Origin of the sequence: Pelomonas sp. Root1217, from assembly GCF_001425705.1 — a bacterium.
In the GTDB taxonomy this organism is placed as follows: Bacteria; Pseudomonadota; Gammaproteobacteria; order Burkholderiales; family Burkholderiaceae_C; genus Pelomonas.
This window is the reverse complement of sequence record NZ_LMDC01000027.1, coordinates 506,737-520,506: the sequence shown is the minus strand read 5'-3', so window position 1 is coordinate 520,506 and position 13,770 is coordinate 506,737. Positions and strand designations below refer to the sequence as shown.

The 13,770-nt window shown below is 65.6% G+C and carries 12 protein-coding genes and 1 pseudogene; 10 read left to right on the top strand and 3 right to left on the bottom strand.

Annotated elements, in window-relative coordinates; genetic code table 11:
- Positions 1-226 precede the first annotated feature (226 nt).
- The 6 genes from hlyD to ASC95_RS19955 are packed head-to-tail and all read left to right on the top strand — an operon-like array spanning position 227 to position 6,360.
- Positions 227-1,219, top strand: coding sequence for a secretion protein HlyD (gene hlyD / locus ASC95_RS19980; protein WP_057299441.1), 993 nt, complete (start codon positions 227-229; stop codon positions 1,217-1,219).
- 11 nt (positions 1,220-1,230) lie between these two features.
- A complete protein-coding gene (locus tag ASC95_RS19975) occupies positions 1,231-2,970 on the top strand; it encodes an ATP-binding cassette domain-containing protein (protein ID WP_235537982.1) in 1,740 nt (579 codons plus the stop codon).
- On the top strand, positions 2,967-4,079 hold the full coding sequence (locus ASC95_RS19970) for an ABC transporter permease (protein WP_057299439.1): 1,113 nt from the start codon (positions 2,967-2,969) through the stop codon (positions 4,077-4,079). Before ASC95_RS19975 ends, ASC95_RS19970 begins: the two co-directional genes overlap by 4 nt.
- Positions 4,079-5,206 carry an ABC transporter permease gene (locus ASC95_RS19965; protein ID WP_057299438.1) on the top strand — a complete coding sequence of 376 codons (1,128 nt, stop codon included), beginning with the start codon at positions 4,079-4,081 and terminating at the stop codon, positions 5,204-5,206. Before ASC95_RS19970 ends, ASC95_RS19965 begins: the two co-directional genes overlap by 1 nt.
- Positions 5,203-5,733, top strand: a complete 531-nt coding sequence (locus tag ASC95_RS19960) for an ATP-binding protein (RefSeq protein WP_057299437.1) — start codon at positions 5,203-5,205, stop codon at positions 5,731-5,733. Before ASC95_RS19965 ends, ASC95_RS19960 begins: the two co-directional genes overlap by 4 nt.
- 21 nt (positions 5,734-5,754) lie before the next feature.
- On the top strand, positions 5,755-6,360 hold the full coding sequence (locus tag ASC95_RS19955) for a DUF4124 domain-containing protein (protein ID WP_235537981.1): 606 nt from the start codon (positions 5,755-5,757) through the stop codon (positions 6,358-6,360).
- Positions 6,361-6,379: 19 nt separating this feature from the next.
- Here ASC95_RS19955 and ASC95_RS30115 read toward each other — a convergent pair whose 3' ends face one another.
- Entirely contained in the window at positions 6,380-6,619 is a 240-nt protein-coding gene (locus tag ASC95_RS30115) for a DUF1272 domain-containing protein (protein WP_082567949.1), read from the bottom strand.
- 254 nt (positions 6,620-6,873) lie between these two features.
- Between ASC95_RS30115 and ASC95_RS19950 the strand changes: the two genes are divergently transcribed.
- From ASC95_RS19950 to ASC95_RS19935, 4 genes and pseudogenes are all read left to right on the top strand, one after another.
- Positions 6,874-7,368 (top strand): RidA family protein, encoded by a 495-nt coding sequence (locus ASC95_RS19950; protein ID WP_235537980.1) that lies wholly within the window; start codon positions 6,874-6,876, stop codon positions 7,366-7,368.
- A gap of 49 nt (positions 7,369-7,417) precedes the next feature.
- Positions 7,418-8,272, top strand: coding sequence for a PhzF family phenazine biosynthesis protein (locus ASC95_RS19945; RefSeq protein ID WP_057299434.1), 855 nt, complete (start codon positions 7,418-7,420; stop codon positions 8,270-8,272).
- A 217-nt stretch (positions 8,273-8,489) separates the two neighbouring features.
- A pseudogene (locus ASC95_RS30110) lies at positions 8,490-10,185 on the top strand (putative bifunctional diguanylate cyclase/phosphodiesterase); the annotation flags it as partial.
- A 1-nt stretch (position 10,186) separates the two neighbouring features.
- Positions 10,187-10,894: EAL domain-containing protein (locus tag ASC95_RS19935; protein ID WP_157256426.1), on the top strand; the 708-nt coding region annotated here is incomplete at its 5' end.
- Between the two features lie 137 nt (positions 10,895-11,031).
- Here ASC95_RS19935 and ASC95_RS32570 read toward each other — a convergent pair.
- Both ASC95_RS32570 and ASC95_RS19925 read right to left on the bottom strand, forming a co-directional pair.
- Positions 11,032-11,310 (bottom strand): response regulator, encoded by a 279-nt coding sequence (locus tag ASC95_RS32570; RefSeq protein WP_369820625.1) that lies wholly within the window; start codon positions 11,308-11,310, stop codon positions 11,032-11,034.
- A 178-nt stretch (positions 11,311-11,488) separates the two neighbouring features.
- A complete protein-coding gene (locus ASC95_RS19925; RefSeq protein WP_057299431.1) occupies positions 11,489-13,633 on the bottom strand; it encodes a hybrid sensor histidine kinase/response regulator in 2,145 nt (714 codons plus the stop codon).
- Positions 13,634-13,770: the final 137 nt, after the last annotated feature.

The following is a 13,770-nucleotide window of genomic DNA, read 5'->3' as shown; positions in this document are numbered from 1 at the left end:
GGCACGTCGGGCATCCAGTATCTGCGGCTCCGGCTCCACCTTGCGCGCGCTCACATTTCAACTGCAACGGACGCGCCCTCCCTACAGGCACAGCGCCTTGGGCGCCTTGCGTTTCATCGGAAACCTGGGAACGCCGACCTGAAACCGGCCGGTTGCAGGCGGCGACTGCAATCGCTCCACGCTTTCAGTCATCCCCCTTTCCAAAGCAGACCCTTAGGGACTCCTCATGAACCGGAAAATCGCTCGCCCAGTCGCTGTTGTCCTGGTCCTGACCGCCGCCGCAGGCTACGCCTGGTGGCATCACCGCCCCGCCGAGACTGCACCGACGCGGCTGTACGGCAACGTGGACATCCGGGAGGTGGAGCTGGCCTTCCGCCAGGGCGGCCGGATTGCGCGACTGGCCGTCGACGAGGGCCGCAGCGTGCGGCAAGGCGAGCAGGTCGCCGAACTCGACGCCCAGCCCTATCGCGATGGCCTGAAGGCCGCGCAGGCCCAGCGGGCCCAGGCGCTGGCCGAGCTCGCCAAGCTGCGCCAAGGCAGCCGCTGGCAGGAAGTCGCGCAGGCGCAGCAGGCCGTCTACCAGGCAGAAGCCCTGGCGTCCCAGGCCGACCGCGAACGGCAGCGGCAATCGGTGCTGCAGGCGCAGGGCGCCACGACCGAACGCGCCGTCGAAGCCGCCCAGAGCGCCCGTGACCAGAGCCTCGCGGCACTGGTGGCGGCCCGGCAGGTCTTGTCCCTTCGGCGCGAAGGCTCGCGCCGCGAGGACATCCAGGCGGCAGAGGCAAAGCTGGCGTCCGCGGAGGCCCAACTTGCGCAGGCCGAGACGGCCTTCGCCGACGCTCGGCTGCTCGCGCCGTCTGACGGCGTGATCTCGGCGCGGGTGCGCGAGGCCGGCAGCATGGTGACCGCCGGCGCCACCGTCTACACGCTGTCGCTGCAGGACCCGGTCTATGTGCGCGCGTATGTCAGCCAGACGCAGTTGACCCAGTTCCAACCCGGCAGCGCCGTGGTCGTCAGCGTTGACGGCAGCCAGAAGCGCTTCCAGGGCACGGTGGGCTTCATCTCGCCCAAGGCCGAGTTCACGCCGAAGTCGGTCGAGACCGCCGAGTTGCGCACTGAGCTGGTCTACCGGCTGCGCATTGCCGTTCCGGGTGCCGCCCAGGTCCTGCGCCAGGGCATGCCGGTCACCGTCGAACTCGGCACTCCCTCCGCGCTTTGAGAGGCATGGCCATGCACGACGCCCCGAGTGTGGTGATTGACGGTGTGGTCAAGCGCTTCGGCGATACGGCCGCGCTGCAGGGGCTGAGCGCGGCCATTCGCCCCGGCCGCCTGACCGGGCTGGTCGGGCCGGACGGCGCAGGCAAGACCACGCTGATGCGTTTGATGGCCGGGCTGCTGCAGCCCGACGAAGGCCGCATCACCGTGATGGGCCGCGACACGCGGCGCGACACTGCCGAGATCCCGCTGCTCACCGGCTACATGCCGCAGCGCTTCGGGCTCTACGAAGATTTGTCCGTGATGGAGAACCTGCGCCTGTACGCCCGGCTGCGTTCGCTCCCGCCCGCACAGATGCCGCAGGTGTTCGAGCAGCTGCTGGCGTTCACGCGGCTCGGGCCGTTCACTGCGCGTCTGGCCGGCAAGTTGTCCGGTGGCATGAAGCAGAAGCTGGGCTTGGCCTGTGCGCTGATGGCGCGGCCCCAGGTGCTGCTGCTGGACGAGCCGGGCGTTGGCGTGGACCCGGTGAGCCGGCAGGACCTTTGGCGCATGGTGGATGCGCTCACCGGCGAAGGCATGGCCGTCGTCTGGTCCACCGCCTACCTGGACGAAGCCGAGCAGTGCGAGCAGGTGCTGCTGCTCGACGGCGGCCGTCTGGCATTCGACGGGCCGCCCGCTGCGCTGACCGCAACTCTGGCCAACCGCAGCGTGCTGGTTGACCCGCCCGCGGGTCGCGACCGGCGCCAGCTGCTGGCCGATCTGCTGGCCCGGCCCGAAGTCAGCGACGGCGTGATCCACGGCCAGGCCCTGCGCCTGGTGCTGCGGGAAGGTGCGGCACAGAAGGGCTTGCAAGATGCCGAAGTGATGCAGGGCGCCCATCTGCGCCAGGTCGCGCCGCGCTTCGAGGATGCCTTCGTCGATCTGCTCGGCGGAGGCCCGGGCGGGCGCTCGGCCATTGCCGAACGCATGGAGGCTGTGCAGCTCGACAGCCCAGTCGTCGTCGCCTGCCAGGACCTGACCCGGCGCTTTGGCGAGTTCACCGCGACGGATCGAGTCAGCTTCGAAGTCCGGCAGGGCGAGATCTTCGGGCTGCTGGGTCCCAACGGGGCCGGCAAGTCCACGACGTTCAAGATGCTGTGTGGCCTGCTCAAGCCCAGCAGCGGCAGCGCCCGCGTTGTCGGTCTCGACCTGGCGCAGGCGGCCAGCGCCGCCAAGAACCGCCTCGGCTACATGGCACAGAAGTTCTCGCTCTACGGCCTGCTGTCCGTGCGCCAGAACCTGGAGTTCTCGGCGGGCGTCTACGGGCTGACGGGATCGCTCAGGCGCGAGCGCATCGACGAGATGGTCGAGGCGTTCGAGCTGCAGCGCTTTCTTGACACCGCGCCCGATTCGCTGTCGCTCGGCCACAAGCAGCGCCTGGCGCTGGCCTGTGCGCTGATGCACCGCCCGCCCGTGCTGTTCCTCGACGAGCCGACCTCTGGCGTCGACCCGATCACGCGGCGCGAGTTCTGGACGCACATCAACGGCCTGGTGCGCAAGGGCGTCACCGTCATGGTCACCACCCACTTCATGGACGAGGCCGAGTACTGCGACCGCGTCGCGCTGATGTACCGCTCGCAGCTGATCGCGCTGGACACGCCCGATGCGCTCAAGCGCCGCGTTGCGAAGGATGACGCGCACCAGCCGACCATGGAAGAGGCCTTCATCGACCTGATCAACCGCTTCGATGAACAAGACCGAAAGGCCAGCGCATGAACCCCACCCGCCTCTACGCCCTGGTCGTCAAGGAAGGCCTGCAGGTCCTGCGTGACCCTTCCACGCTGCTCGTCGCCTTCGTCCTGCCCGTGGTGCTGCTCTTCCTGTTCGCGTATGCGGTGTCGCTGGACATTCGCCGGATCCCCGTGGGCATCGCGCTGGAGAGCGACTCACGGGCCGCGCAGGAGCTGGCCACGGCATTTTCGGGCAGCCGGTTCTTCAGTGTCGTGCCGGCGCGCGACAGCCGGGAACTGCAGGCCGCGCTGGTCAGTGGGCGCATCCGCGGATACGTCGTGATTCCGGCCAACCTGGATCGCCGACTGTTGCAGGCGGGCCGTGAGCCGCTGGTCGAGGTCATGACCGACGGGTCGCAGCCCAACACGGCGGCCTTTGTCGGCAACTACGCGCAGGGCGTGGTCAGCAACTGGCTGGTCGAACGAGGGCTAGCGGCGCCCGGCGACATCCGCTTGGTGCCACGCTTCTGGTTCAACGCCGAGCTGGAGAGCCGCCGCGCCCTGGTGCCCGGCGCCCTCGCCATCGTGATGACGATGATCGGAACGCTGCTGACCGCGCTGGTCGTGGCGCGCGAGTGGGAGCGCGGCACGATGGAGGGCCTGCTGTCGACGCCGGCCAGTGTCGTCGAGATCCTGGTCGGCAAGCTGCTGCCCTACTTCGGCCTGGGCCTGCTGGCGACGCTGATCGGCGCCGGGCTGAGCGTGACCCTGTTCGGCGTGCCGCTGCGCGGCTCGTGGGCCGCCCTGATGCTGACCTCTGCTGTCTTCCTGGTTCCTGCCCTGGGCCAGGGCTTGCTGATCTCGGCCGTGACCAAGAACCAGTTCGTCGCGGCGCAGGTGGCCCTGCTCACCGGCTTCCTGCCGGCGCTGCTGCTGTCAGGTTTTTTGTTCGAGATCTCCTCCATGCCCGAGCCCATCCAATGGCTCACACGACTGGTGCCGGCCCGCTACTTCAACGCGGCCCTGCAGACCCTCTTCCTGGCTGGTGATGTCTGGCCTTTGCTGCTGCGCCAACTGGCGGCCATGGCCGCGATTGGATTGTTCTTCTTCGCCGTCGCTTGCGCCAAGACGCGCAAGAGCCTGGAGGTGTCGTGATGTCTACCCATCAAGGTCATGTCGGCGCCGTTCTGGCCCGGATGCGCGCCCAGATCATCAAGGAGCTGCTGTGCGTGCTGCGAGACCCGAAAAGCCGCATGGTGCTGATCGTCCCGCCGCTGATGCAGCTCTTGGTCTTCGCCTTCGCAGCGACACTGGAGGTCAAGCAGATCGACATCGCCGTCTATAACCGTGACGGCGGGCGCGCCGGGCAGGAGCTGGTGCAGCAGCTGGCCGCCTCGCAGCTGGTGCGCAGCATCCACGCCGCACAGAGCGAAGCACAGATCGCGGCGCTGCTGGACCGCCAGCAGGTTGTCGCCGCGCTCGTCATTCCTGAAGGCTTCTCGCGCGAACAGGCCGCCGGGCACATCGCCACGGCCCAGGTGCTGCTGGACGGTCGCCGGGCCAATGCGACGCAGGTGGCGCTGGGCTATCTGCAGGCCATCGCAACACGCAGCGGCGCAACCCTGGCCGGGCTGGCGCCGGTAGAGCCGGTCGCATTGCGGCATGGGTTCAATCCCAACCTGGTCTACCGCTGGTTCATCGTGCCCAGCCTGGTCGGCATCCTGGTCACCTTCATCACGCTGCTGATCACCGCGCTGTCGATTGCGCGGGAACGCGAGCTCGGTACCTTCGACCAGTTGCTGGTGTCGCCTTGCACGCCCGCGGAGATCGTCATTGCCAAGATGGTGCCCGCCTTCCTGGTGGGCACCGGTCTGTCCCTCGCGATGGTGGCGGCGGCGGTCTGGGGTTTTCGCATCCCGTTCACCGGATCGATCCTTTTGATGTTCGCCTGTCTGCTGCTGTTCATCCTGTCCATGGTCGGCACCGGGCTGATGATCTCGTCGGTCTGCTCGACTCAACAGCAGGCCATCCTGGGCACGTTTGCGGTGGGCGTGCCGGCGGTGCTGATGTCCGGCTTCGCGACGCCGGTCGAGAACATGCCGCAGGTCCTGCGCTGGATGGCCGAAGCACTGCCGCTGAAGCACCTGTTGATCATTCTGCGCGGCAGCTTCCTCAAGAGCATGCCCGTGGCCGATCTGCTGGCCAACGCTTGGCCCATGGCCTGCATCGCCGCCGTCACACTCACCCTCGCCATGCTTTTCGTGCGGAGCAAACTGCAATGACGACCCTTCATTTTTTCTGTGGCAAGGCAGGCGCCGGCAAGTCGACCGTCGCCGCAAGGCTGGCCCAGGCAGACCGATTGGTGCTGCTGTCCGAGGACGTCTGGCTCTCCCGGCTCTACGGTGATGAGCTGAAGACGTTCGATGACTACATCAGGCTGTCCGGGAAGCTGAAGTCCGTGATCGGCCCGCTCACCGTCGACCTGCTGAACGCCGGCCAGTCCGTCGTGCTGGACTTCCAGGCCAACACCAGGGCTGGTCGGGCCTGGTTCAGCGCCCTGCTCGCGCAGACCCAGGCCGAGCATGTGCTGCACTTCCTCGAGACGCCAGATCCAGTCTGCCTGCAGCGCATCGCCAAGCGCAACATCGAGCGTCCGGAAGGTTCGCATGCCTTGACGGAGGCCGAGTTCGTCCACATCTCCTCGTACTTCGAGGCGCCGCAAGCAACGGAAGGATTCAATGTTCGTGTTGAGCAGGACGAGCACGATCCGGGCGAGCTTCCACCCACCCATCCCGGCATGGGGAGCTGAGCGGTGAGGGGCCGTTCGAGCTTGTGGTCCACGGTTTGCCTGGGCCTGTGGCTGTCGCAGGGCAGCGCCTGGGGTCAACAGGTCTGGAAGTGCGATGAGGCCGGACAGGTGCGCTACGCCGATCGACCCTGTTCAGGGGCCAGCGAACCTTTGTCGGCGCGAAGTCTGCAGCCGAACGTGGCCGACGGATTGCGGCCCGGCGCAGCTCGCGCGGCGGTGGCGCCTGCCATCGAGCCGGCCTCGGCCCCCGTGGGTCGAGCTGCCAATGTCTGTCCCGGCGACAGCGAGATCCGCGCCATGGAAACTCGCGGCAACTCGACAACCTTCGGTGACGAGGAGCGTCAGTTCATGCAGGATGAAGTGCGCCGCGCCCGACAGTGCCGCACGGGCCGTGGACGCTATACGGAGGCCGACTGGGCGATTAGTCGTGAGGCGCAGGCCGCCCAGACCCGCCTCAGTGCCCGGGAGCGCCGCGAGGCCAGGTCGCGCGCCGAGGCGATGCATGCGGCGGCCGATGCCGACGAGGAGGACCGCATCGCCCGTCAACAAATGGCCGAGGACCGCCTGCGGCTCGCCCGTCAGAACCTGCGCCGGAACCAGCGAGCCGCTGAGGCACCATCCAAGTAGCGCCGAAGAGCTCTGCGGCTCAATCGCAACCCGACGGCTTGCTGACGCGCTCGGTGGAGGCCGGGTGGCGCCCCAGGGCGGCACCGACGCGTGTGGGCCGGGGCGCCAAGTCGCCACCGCAATTGGGACAGCGGAGCCCCAGCCGTTGTGTCGCACAGCCCGTGCAGAAGGTGCATTCGAAGCTGCAGATCACGGCGTCTTTGCTTTCAGCGGGGAGGTCGCGGTCACAGCACTCGCAATTGGGTCGAAGCTTGAGCATGGTGATGTCGGGATCAAGGGTTGTGGTGCAGCGTCCACGATGCTCGTCAAACCGAGCATCTAGACGACAACTGCATTCGATCAGGCGAGCCGCCGCAGTCGATGTCAAACACCGTCGGACTCGTTTCAGTTGCAATCCGCACCCCCTGGGCGCGCGCAGTGATCGATTCCATGATGGGCAACACAGGACCTCCAACCGACGTTGCGACGAGATGACACCTCACGGACAGAGACATCGAATTCGCCCGCGCTGCGGTGTCACTGAGGTTTCCCAACGGCGGCGAACTCAAGATCGGCGGCAACTATGTTCCCGTCGTCCGCCACGGCGAGGCGATCTACGTGAGCGGCGAGATTCCCCGGGTCGGCGACACGATCGCGGTGACCGGCCGCGCGGGGTCAGACGTCACGGTGGCTCAGGCGCAGTGGGCGGCGAAGATCTGCATCCTCAGGGCGCTCTCGCTGCTGAAGGCCTCGCTGGGATCTCTGAGCCAGGTCCAGTCCGTGATGCGGATGACCGTGATCATCCAATGCGCCCAGGACTTCACGCAGCACAGCGAGGTCGCCGACGGTGCCTCCGAGCTGCTGTACGCCGTGATGGGGCCGGTTGGCGTCCAAACACGGACCTCCCTCGGTGCTTACAGACTGCCCAAGAACGCCACCGTCGAGGTTGATCTCGTTGCGGCGTCGATCGTTCCGGTTGGCGCCCGCGATAGCCAGGCGCAGCCCGGAAACCGGCCAAACGACGCGTAATCGCACACGCTGACGCATCTCCCGAATCACTCAACGTCGCTGGTCCCCCATGAAGACAACGCGCTATTTCCATGTCGATGTTTTCGCCACCGCGCCCCTGACCGGGAACAGCCTGACCGTGTTCCTGGAAACTGAGCGATGGAGCGCCGACCGCATGCTCGAACTCACACGGGAGATGAAGCACTTCGAGTCCATCTTCCTGTCCGAGGTCACGCCAGTCGGCGCCCGCGCCCGCGTGTTCACCGTGGAGGAGGAGTTGCCCTTCGCCGGACATCCCGTGCTCGGCGCTGCCGCCGTGCTGCATCGCGTTCATGCACCAACACAGAACTCGGCATCTTGGACCTTGAGGCTGCCATCTGGCGATGTCCCTGTCCGCACGGAACAGCGTGATGGCCACTTCCTCGCGGAGATGAACCAGGGGCGGGCCGAAATCCGGGATGAACCGGATCCGGAGTTGCTGCGACCGATTCTTGCGGCGCTCGGCTTGTCATCACGAGATCTGACTCCAGCGCTTGGTGCGCGTGTGATCTCCACAGGGCTCGCGTACCTGGTGCTCCCAGTCACGCGCGAAGCCCTAGCTCGCGCGTCGGTTTTGGGCACCGAGCTCGAGGCTCTGCTAGCTGCCGTGGGCGCCAAGTTCGTCCTCGTGCTCGATGTCGACCGCCCTGAGATCCGAACATGGGACAACCTGGGCCGCGTGGAGGACGTGGCGACAGGCAGTGCCGCAGGTCCTGCCGCCGCCTTCCTATTCCACCGGCGCCTAGTCGACCCCCTGCTGCCGCTGGAGATCGCACAGGGGCGCTTCGCCAATCGACCCAGCAGACTCCACGTACGCCTGGACGGCACCGGCGCACTCCACGTCAGCGGCGAAGTCTGGCCGGTTGCACAAGGCTGGCTCGAATAGTGGGTCGGCCGGAGCCGTGTGATTTTCACGCCAAGCTGGCTTAGGTCCATGAGCACACCAAAGAAAATCTGAACCGCCTCTCCCCACAATCTGACCGACATGCGTCTGCGGATGCCGGTGCAGTTCATGGCCGAGCGGAGTAGAGTCAGCGGCAGTCGAGAGCCTGGTGGACTCTCTGGTCAGTTCAGTGTCTAGGTTCGGGAGCCGACACTTCGCCATGCGATACCTGCCCTCAAGCTACGCACCTTGGGTCGTTGCAGCTTCGTTGCTGATCGCTAGCTTTGCGTCCTACGTCGCACTCGATCTGGCCAAACGCGTTCGCACGCGCGACCGCGGCGTTGCGATGAGTTGGTGGCTCGGAGGCTCCCTGGCAATGGGCACCGGCATCTGGTGCATGCACTTCGTCGGCATGCTTGCCTTTTCTCTGCCAATCGCACTGGGCTACACCGCGGGGCTGACTGTGGCATCGTGGGTCGCCGGAGTGGCCGTTTCAGCCATGGCGCTGTACGTCGCAAGCCAAGGCGAGCTCACCTGGCCCCGCCTGGGCGGAGGTGCCGCCGCAATGGGGTTGGGCATCTGCGCGATGCACTACACCGGCATGGCCGCGCTCGACATGGTGCCCGGCATCATCTGGAATCCGCTGTTGGTAGCGGCATCGGCGCTGATCGCCGTTGGCGCATCGGCGGCAGCGTTGCTGATCTTCTTCTGGCTGCGCAAGCTGGAGGAGCGGCGTGGCATGATTTTTCAGCCCCTCGCGGCGCTCGTGATGGGCATCGCGATATGCGGCATGCACTACACGGGCATGGCCGCGGCGAACTTCCCGGCCGGCACGGTCTGCCTGAGCGCGGACGCGCTGGCGGGCCCCCAGTTGGGAATGATGGTGTCGCTGTCGTCCATCGCCCTGCTGGCGATGACCTTGTTCACGTCGACGCTCGACGCCCGCATGCGCAGCTCGCTGAAGGTCGCGAACGTGAAGCTGGAGACGGCCAACGAGGAGTTGCGGCGACGAGCGTTCCAGGACGCGCTCACCGGCCTGCCCAACCGCATGCTGTTCGAGGACCGTCTGGCGCATGCGCTTCAGCGTCATGCGCGCGCCGGGGAACAGATCTCGGAGCGCAATGCCGGCAAGGTGGCCGTGCTGTTCGTCGACCTTGACGGCTTCAAGCCGGTCAACGACTCGCTCGGCCATGCTGCCGGCGACGCGGTGCTCAAAGAGGTCGCCGCGCGTCTGAGGGTCGCGGCGCGCGACGCCGACACCGTGGCTCGCATTGGCGGCGACGAGTTCGTGCTGCTGATGGAGGACGTCAGCAGCCTGGCGGACTGCGTCAGCCTGGCCGGCCGCCTGATCGCGGCGCTGTCGGTCCCTCTTGAGGTCGGTGGCCGGCGGGTTGTCCTGTCCGGATCGGTCGGCATCGCCGCCTACCCCGACCACGGCGACGGGGACAAGCTGGTCATGCACGCCGACGCCGCGATGTACACCGCCAAACGCGCCGGCGGCGGCACCTATGCGCTGTACGAGACGCATATGGACGAAGGCGCGCAAGAGCAGCTCAACCTGCTGATCGACCTGCGCCTGGCCATCGAGCAAGGGCAACTGCAACTCCACTACCAACCCAAGATCGATGGCCTGCATGGGCAGATCCGCGGCGTCGAGGCCCTGATCCGCTGGAACCATCCCGAGCGCGGCCTGCTGAGTCCGGGCCTGTTCATCCCCATCGCCGAGCGCTTCGGCCTCATCAACAGCCTCGGCAACTGGGTCATCGACGAGGCCTGCCGGCAGATGCACGCCTGGGCGGAGATCGGCCTGCACATGCGCGTGGCGATCAACCTGTCCGTGCATCAGCTGCGTGAAGAGGATCTGGCGGCACGGATCGGGCTCGGCGATCTCATGCTCAAGCGTCTGCAGCATGCCGNCGGCGGGCTGGTCAGCTGGGCCTGTACCACTGGCAGAGCGGGTGCGCCATCAACAGCCTCGGCAACTGGGTCATCGACGAGGCCTGCCGGCAGATGCACGCCTGGGCGGAGATCGGCCTGCACATGCGCGTGGCGATCAACCTGTCCGTGCATCAGCTGCGTGAAGAGGATCTGGCGGCACGGATCGGGGCGGCTTTGTCCAGGAACCTGCTCGACCCTTCCCAACTGCTCTGCGAGATCACCGAATCCATCGCAATGGAAGACCTCAAGAGCACCCAGCGTGCCTTCTCCGAGTTGGCCCAGATCGGCGTATTTCTCTCCATCGACGATTTCGGCACTGGCTATTCCAGCCTCAGCTATTTGCGTCAGCTGCCCGCCCGCCAACTCAAAATTGATCGCAGCTTCGTCGCCGACATCGAGGCCAGTACCGACGCCAGGGCGATCGTCAGCGCAGTCATCCAGCTCGCCCATGAACTGGGGCTTCGCGTCGTCGCCGAAGGCGTGGAAACCCAGGGGCAGCGCGACATCCTGCTCGCACTGCACTGCGACGAACTGCAGGGATATTTCCTGGCCCGACCCATGGCTGCCGAGACGCTCCTGGCCTGGACCGAAGGACGCAAGCCTGCCGGCGCGGCCGACTTCTCCCCTTCGGTCTTGGGTGACCATTTGCTAACGGATGGTGGTGCAGTAGGTGCGCCCAGCGCGTAGAGCAAAGCTGAGACGCGGCTTCTGCGGCTCCCCATGACGACCGCTTCGTCTGGAGCGTCAGTTAGAAACTTGAAGTTGTCTACCGCATGCAGGCGATTCACTGACCATAGACGCTGCCCAGGACTCGGCGGGATTCCTCACTTGCCCAGTGCTTCTTCGATCTTGGTAGCCAGGTCTTCGAAGGTGAACGGCTTGGTGATCAATCGAACGCCGGGATCCAACCGCCCTTGGTGGACGATGGCGTTGCGTGCATAACCTGTGGTGAACAAGACCCTGATATCCGTGTATAGCTCCTTGGCCTTCGCCGCCAAATCTTCACCCGTCATGCCGCCAGGCAAGACGACGTCGGTGAACAGCAGATCGACACGCATGAGGCTGAGGACATCGAGCGCGGATCGACCATCGCCCGCCTCGATNCCGTCATGCCGCCAGGCAAGACGACGTCGGTGAACAGCAGATCGACACGCATGAGGCTGAGGACATCGAGCGCGGATCGACCATCGCCCGCCTCGATGGTCCTTGGAAGGTGAGGCTGACCTCCTACACGCGCGGCCTCGCGACTTCCGTCTCGTTAGCGCCGGCGATCCCCACGCGTTAAGAACTCGCAGGTCTTCCAGCGATGGCCTTCCTAATGACCGAAGCAAGCACCTCGGGAGCGCAAGGTTTCGGCACGACGTCCAATCCAAACTTCGCGGCATCGGCAGCGGACTCGGAGTAGCCGCTCATCAGAACCACGGGTAGGTCAGGAAAAGCAGCACGAACATGTCGCGCGAGTGCAAGGCCGTCCATATCACCTGGCATCACGATGTCGCTCAGAAGCAGGTCGTACCGCTCTTCACGCACCTCGAGAAACTGCTTAGCTTGGTCACCGCTCCCGGCGTGTCGAACCTGACATCCCATCATTTCAAGCACTGCGACGGTGGCGCCGGCCACGTCTGCGTTGTCCTCTGCCAGAAGCACGCGAAGCTCCAGGCGCTCCGACGCCGGGGCTGCGGCAACATCGGCAGCAGGCGCCGTTTGACTGCGAGCCGGCAGGTAGAGGTGCACTTGCGTCCCCATACCCACACGGCTCTCTATGCGGGCCGTGCCGCCCGCCCGCTGACAGAAGCCATATACCTGGCTGAGACCAAGCCCGGTGCCATGACCAGGCGGCTTCGTCGTAAAGAAGGGCTCGAACACGCGCGTCAGATGCTCAGCGTCGATGCCTTGTCCACCGTCGCTGACAGTGACTCTGACAATTGCTCCGGAGACGTCGGAGGGCACTTCGGCTGGCAACGCATTGCCGGCGTCGATGTTCAGCTTGCCGCCGCCCGGCATGGCGTCCTTAGCATTGATGGCGAGGTTCAGAAGGGCGAGCTCAAACTCTGCCGTGTCCACCTCGATGGTCGCCGTGTTCGGCGCGGTTTGTCCGGTCACCGCGATCGACGAGCCTACCGCGGGGCGGATGAGGTCAAGAACCTGTGGCAGCGTCTCTTGGAGGCGGATGCTTTCCGGCCTGAAAGGCTGCCGTCGCGAAAACGACAAGAGCTGGCGCGTCAATTTCGCGCCAGAGGCCACCGCCCGCTCCATCGCGGTCAATGCACGGCTGCCCTGAAGGTGTGGGTTCTGTCGTGCGACGAGGAAGAGGTTGTTGCTGACGATCATGAGCAGGTTGTTGAAATCGTGTGCGACGCCACCAGTAAGCCGTCCCATCGCTTCCAGCTTCTGTGCCTGTCTGAGGGTCTCCTCTACCTGCTGACGCTGCCGTACCTCAGCTCTGAGTTCCTCCGCAGCCTCCAGGGACCGTCTCGTCTTCGAGAGTGCGATTCCCGCGCTGAACACCAAGCCGACAGTCACGGGCACCATCAGCACCGTCAGAAGCGCCGATTGCTTCAACCAGGTAGCCTGGATCGCTTCGTTATCCATCCACGCCGCGACATACATCGGGAAACCATCCAATGAGCGTGATGCGAGCAGGCCATGCTGTCCGTCAGGAAGCTGAGCCCTGACCGCGCGCGCGACCGCATCAGCGCCTGGCTCGATGCGAACGCGCGACGCTGATGCTCCGGGTGCGTCAGCAGGTTTGGGCAGGACAGGCCAACGCGCGAGGACCGCGCCGTCGGCTCGCACCAAAGCGATCTTCAGATGCGGATCGTTTCCGCTCAGCTCGCGGTAGAACTCAGCGAAGTAGCTGGGCAGAAGACTGGCAGAGAGGGTGCCGCCAAAGCCTCCATCGGCTCTTGCTCTGCGCACACTCATGTCAAAGAAGGGCTCACCGGTGGTTCGGCTGGTCAGCAACTCGCTGATGTACGGTTGGGGACCATCGTCCCGGTGATGCGAGAAGCTCGGGCGGTCACTGAAGTCGATGTCACGCGGCGCAGGGAACCGCCGATCCGTCGCAAGCATCCGCCCCGTTGAGTCAATGACGAAGACGCCCTGCATCTGCGGCAGACCTTTGGTCATGCGCCGAAGATGCGCATGAAGAACTGCTTCTCGTTCGCGAAGTTTTTCGTTTGAGTCGTCCCCCAGCAGATCGGAGACGCGGCTGAGGATGGCTCCGTTGGTCTCGAAGACCTTCAGGGCATGTTCCTCGCTGACCCGCGCCGCCCGTTCGATGAGCGAGGCAGCGTTGGAGTTCGCCTGGCCGCGCAGGTAGTACACGCCGCCAAAGAAGACCAACAGTGGGAGGACCGCCGAGCCAATGACGACGGCCTTCAGCCACTTAAGGGTCTCAACGCGCGACTGGCTGAACTGAGGCACTTGGCTTCCCGTTTTCACATTGCATCAACACCGGCAGGCATAGCGAATATCTGGCGTCGCGGCCGATGGCAGCAGCTATTCCCGAGCGCTGATGTTGACCGCGACCCTGGCGCTCCCGCAGCGCGGACGGAAGTCTA

Coding starts and splice junctions, on each gene's coding strand:
- hlyD (WP_057299441.1), top strand. CDS start 227: ATGAACCGGAAAATCGCTCGCCCAGTCGCTGTTGTCCTGGTCCTGACC.
- ASC95_RS19975 (WP_235537982.1), top strand. CDS start 1,231: ATGCACGACGCCCCGAGTGTGGTGATTGACGGTGTGGTCAAGCGCTTC.
- ASC95_RS19970 (WP_057299439.1), top strand. CDS start 2,967: ATGAACCCCACCCGCCTCTACGCCCTGGTCGTCAAGGAAGGCCTGCAG.
- ASC95_RS19965 (WP_057299438.1), top strand. CDS start 4,079: ATGTCTACCCATCAAGGTCATGTCGGCGCCGTTCTGGCCCGGATGCGC.
- ASC95_RS19960 (WP_057299437.1), top strand. CDS start 5,203: ATGACGACCCTTCATTTTTTCTGTGGCAAGGCAGGCGCCGGCAAGTCG.
- ASC95_RS30115 (WP_082567949.1), bottom strand. CDS start 6,619: ATGCTCAAGCTTCGACCCAATTGCGAGTGCTGTGACCGCGACCTCCCC.
- ASC95_RS19945 (WP_057299434.1), top strand. CDS start 7,418: ATGAAGACAACGCGCTATTTCCATGTCGATGTTTTCGCCACCGCGCCC.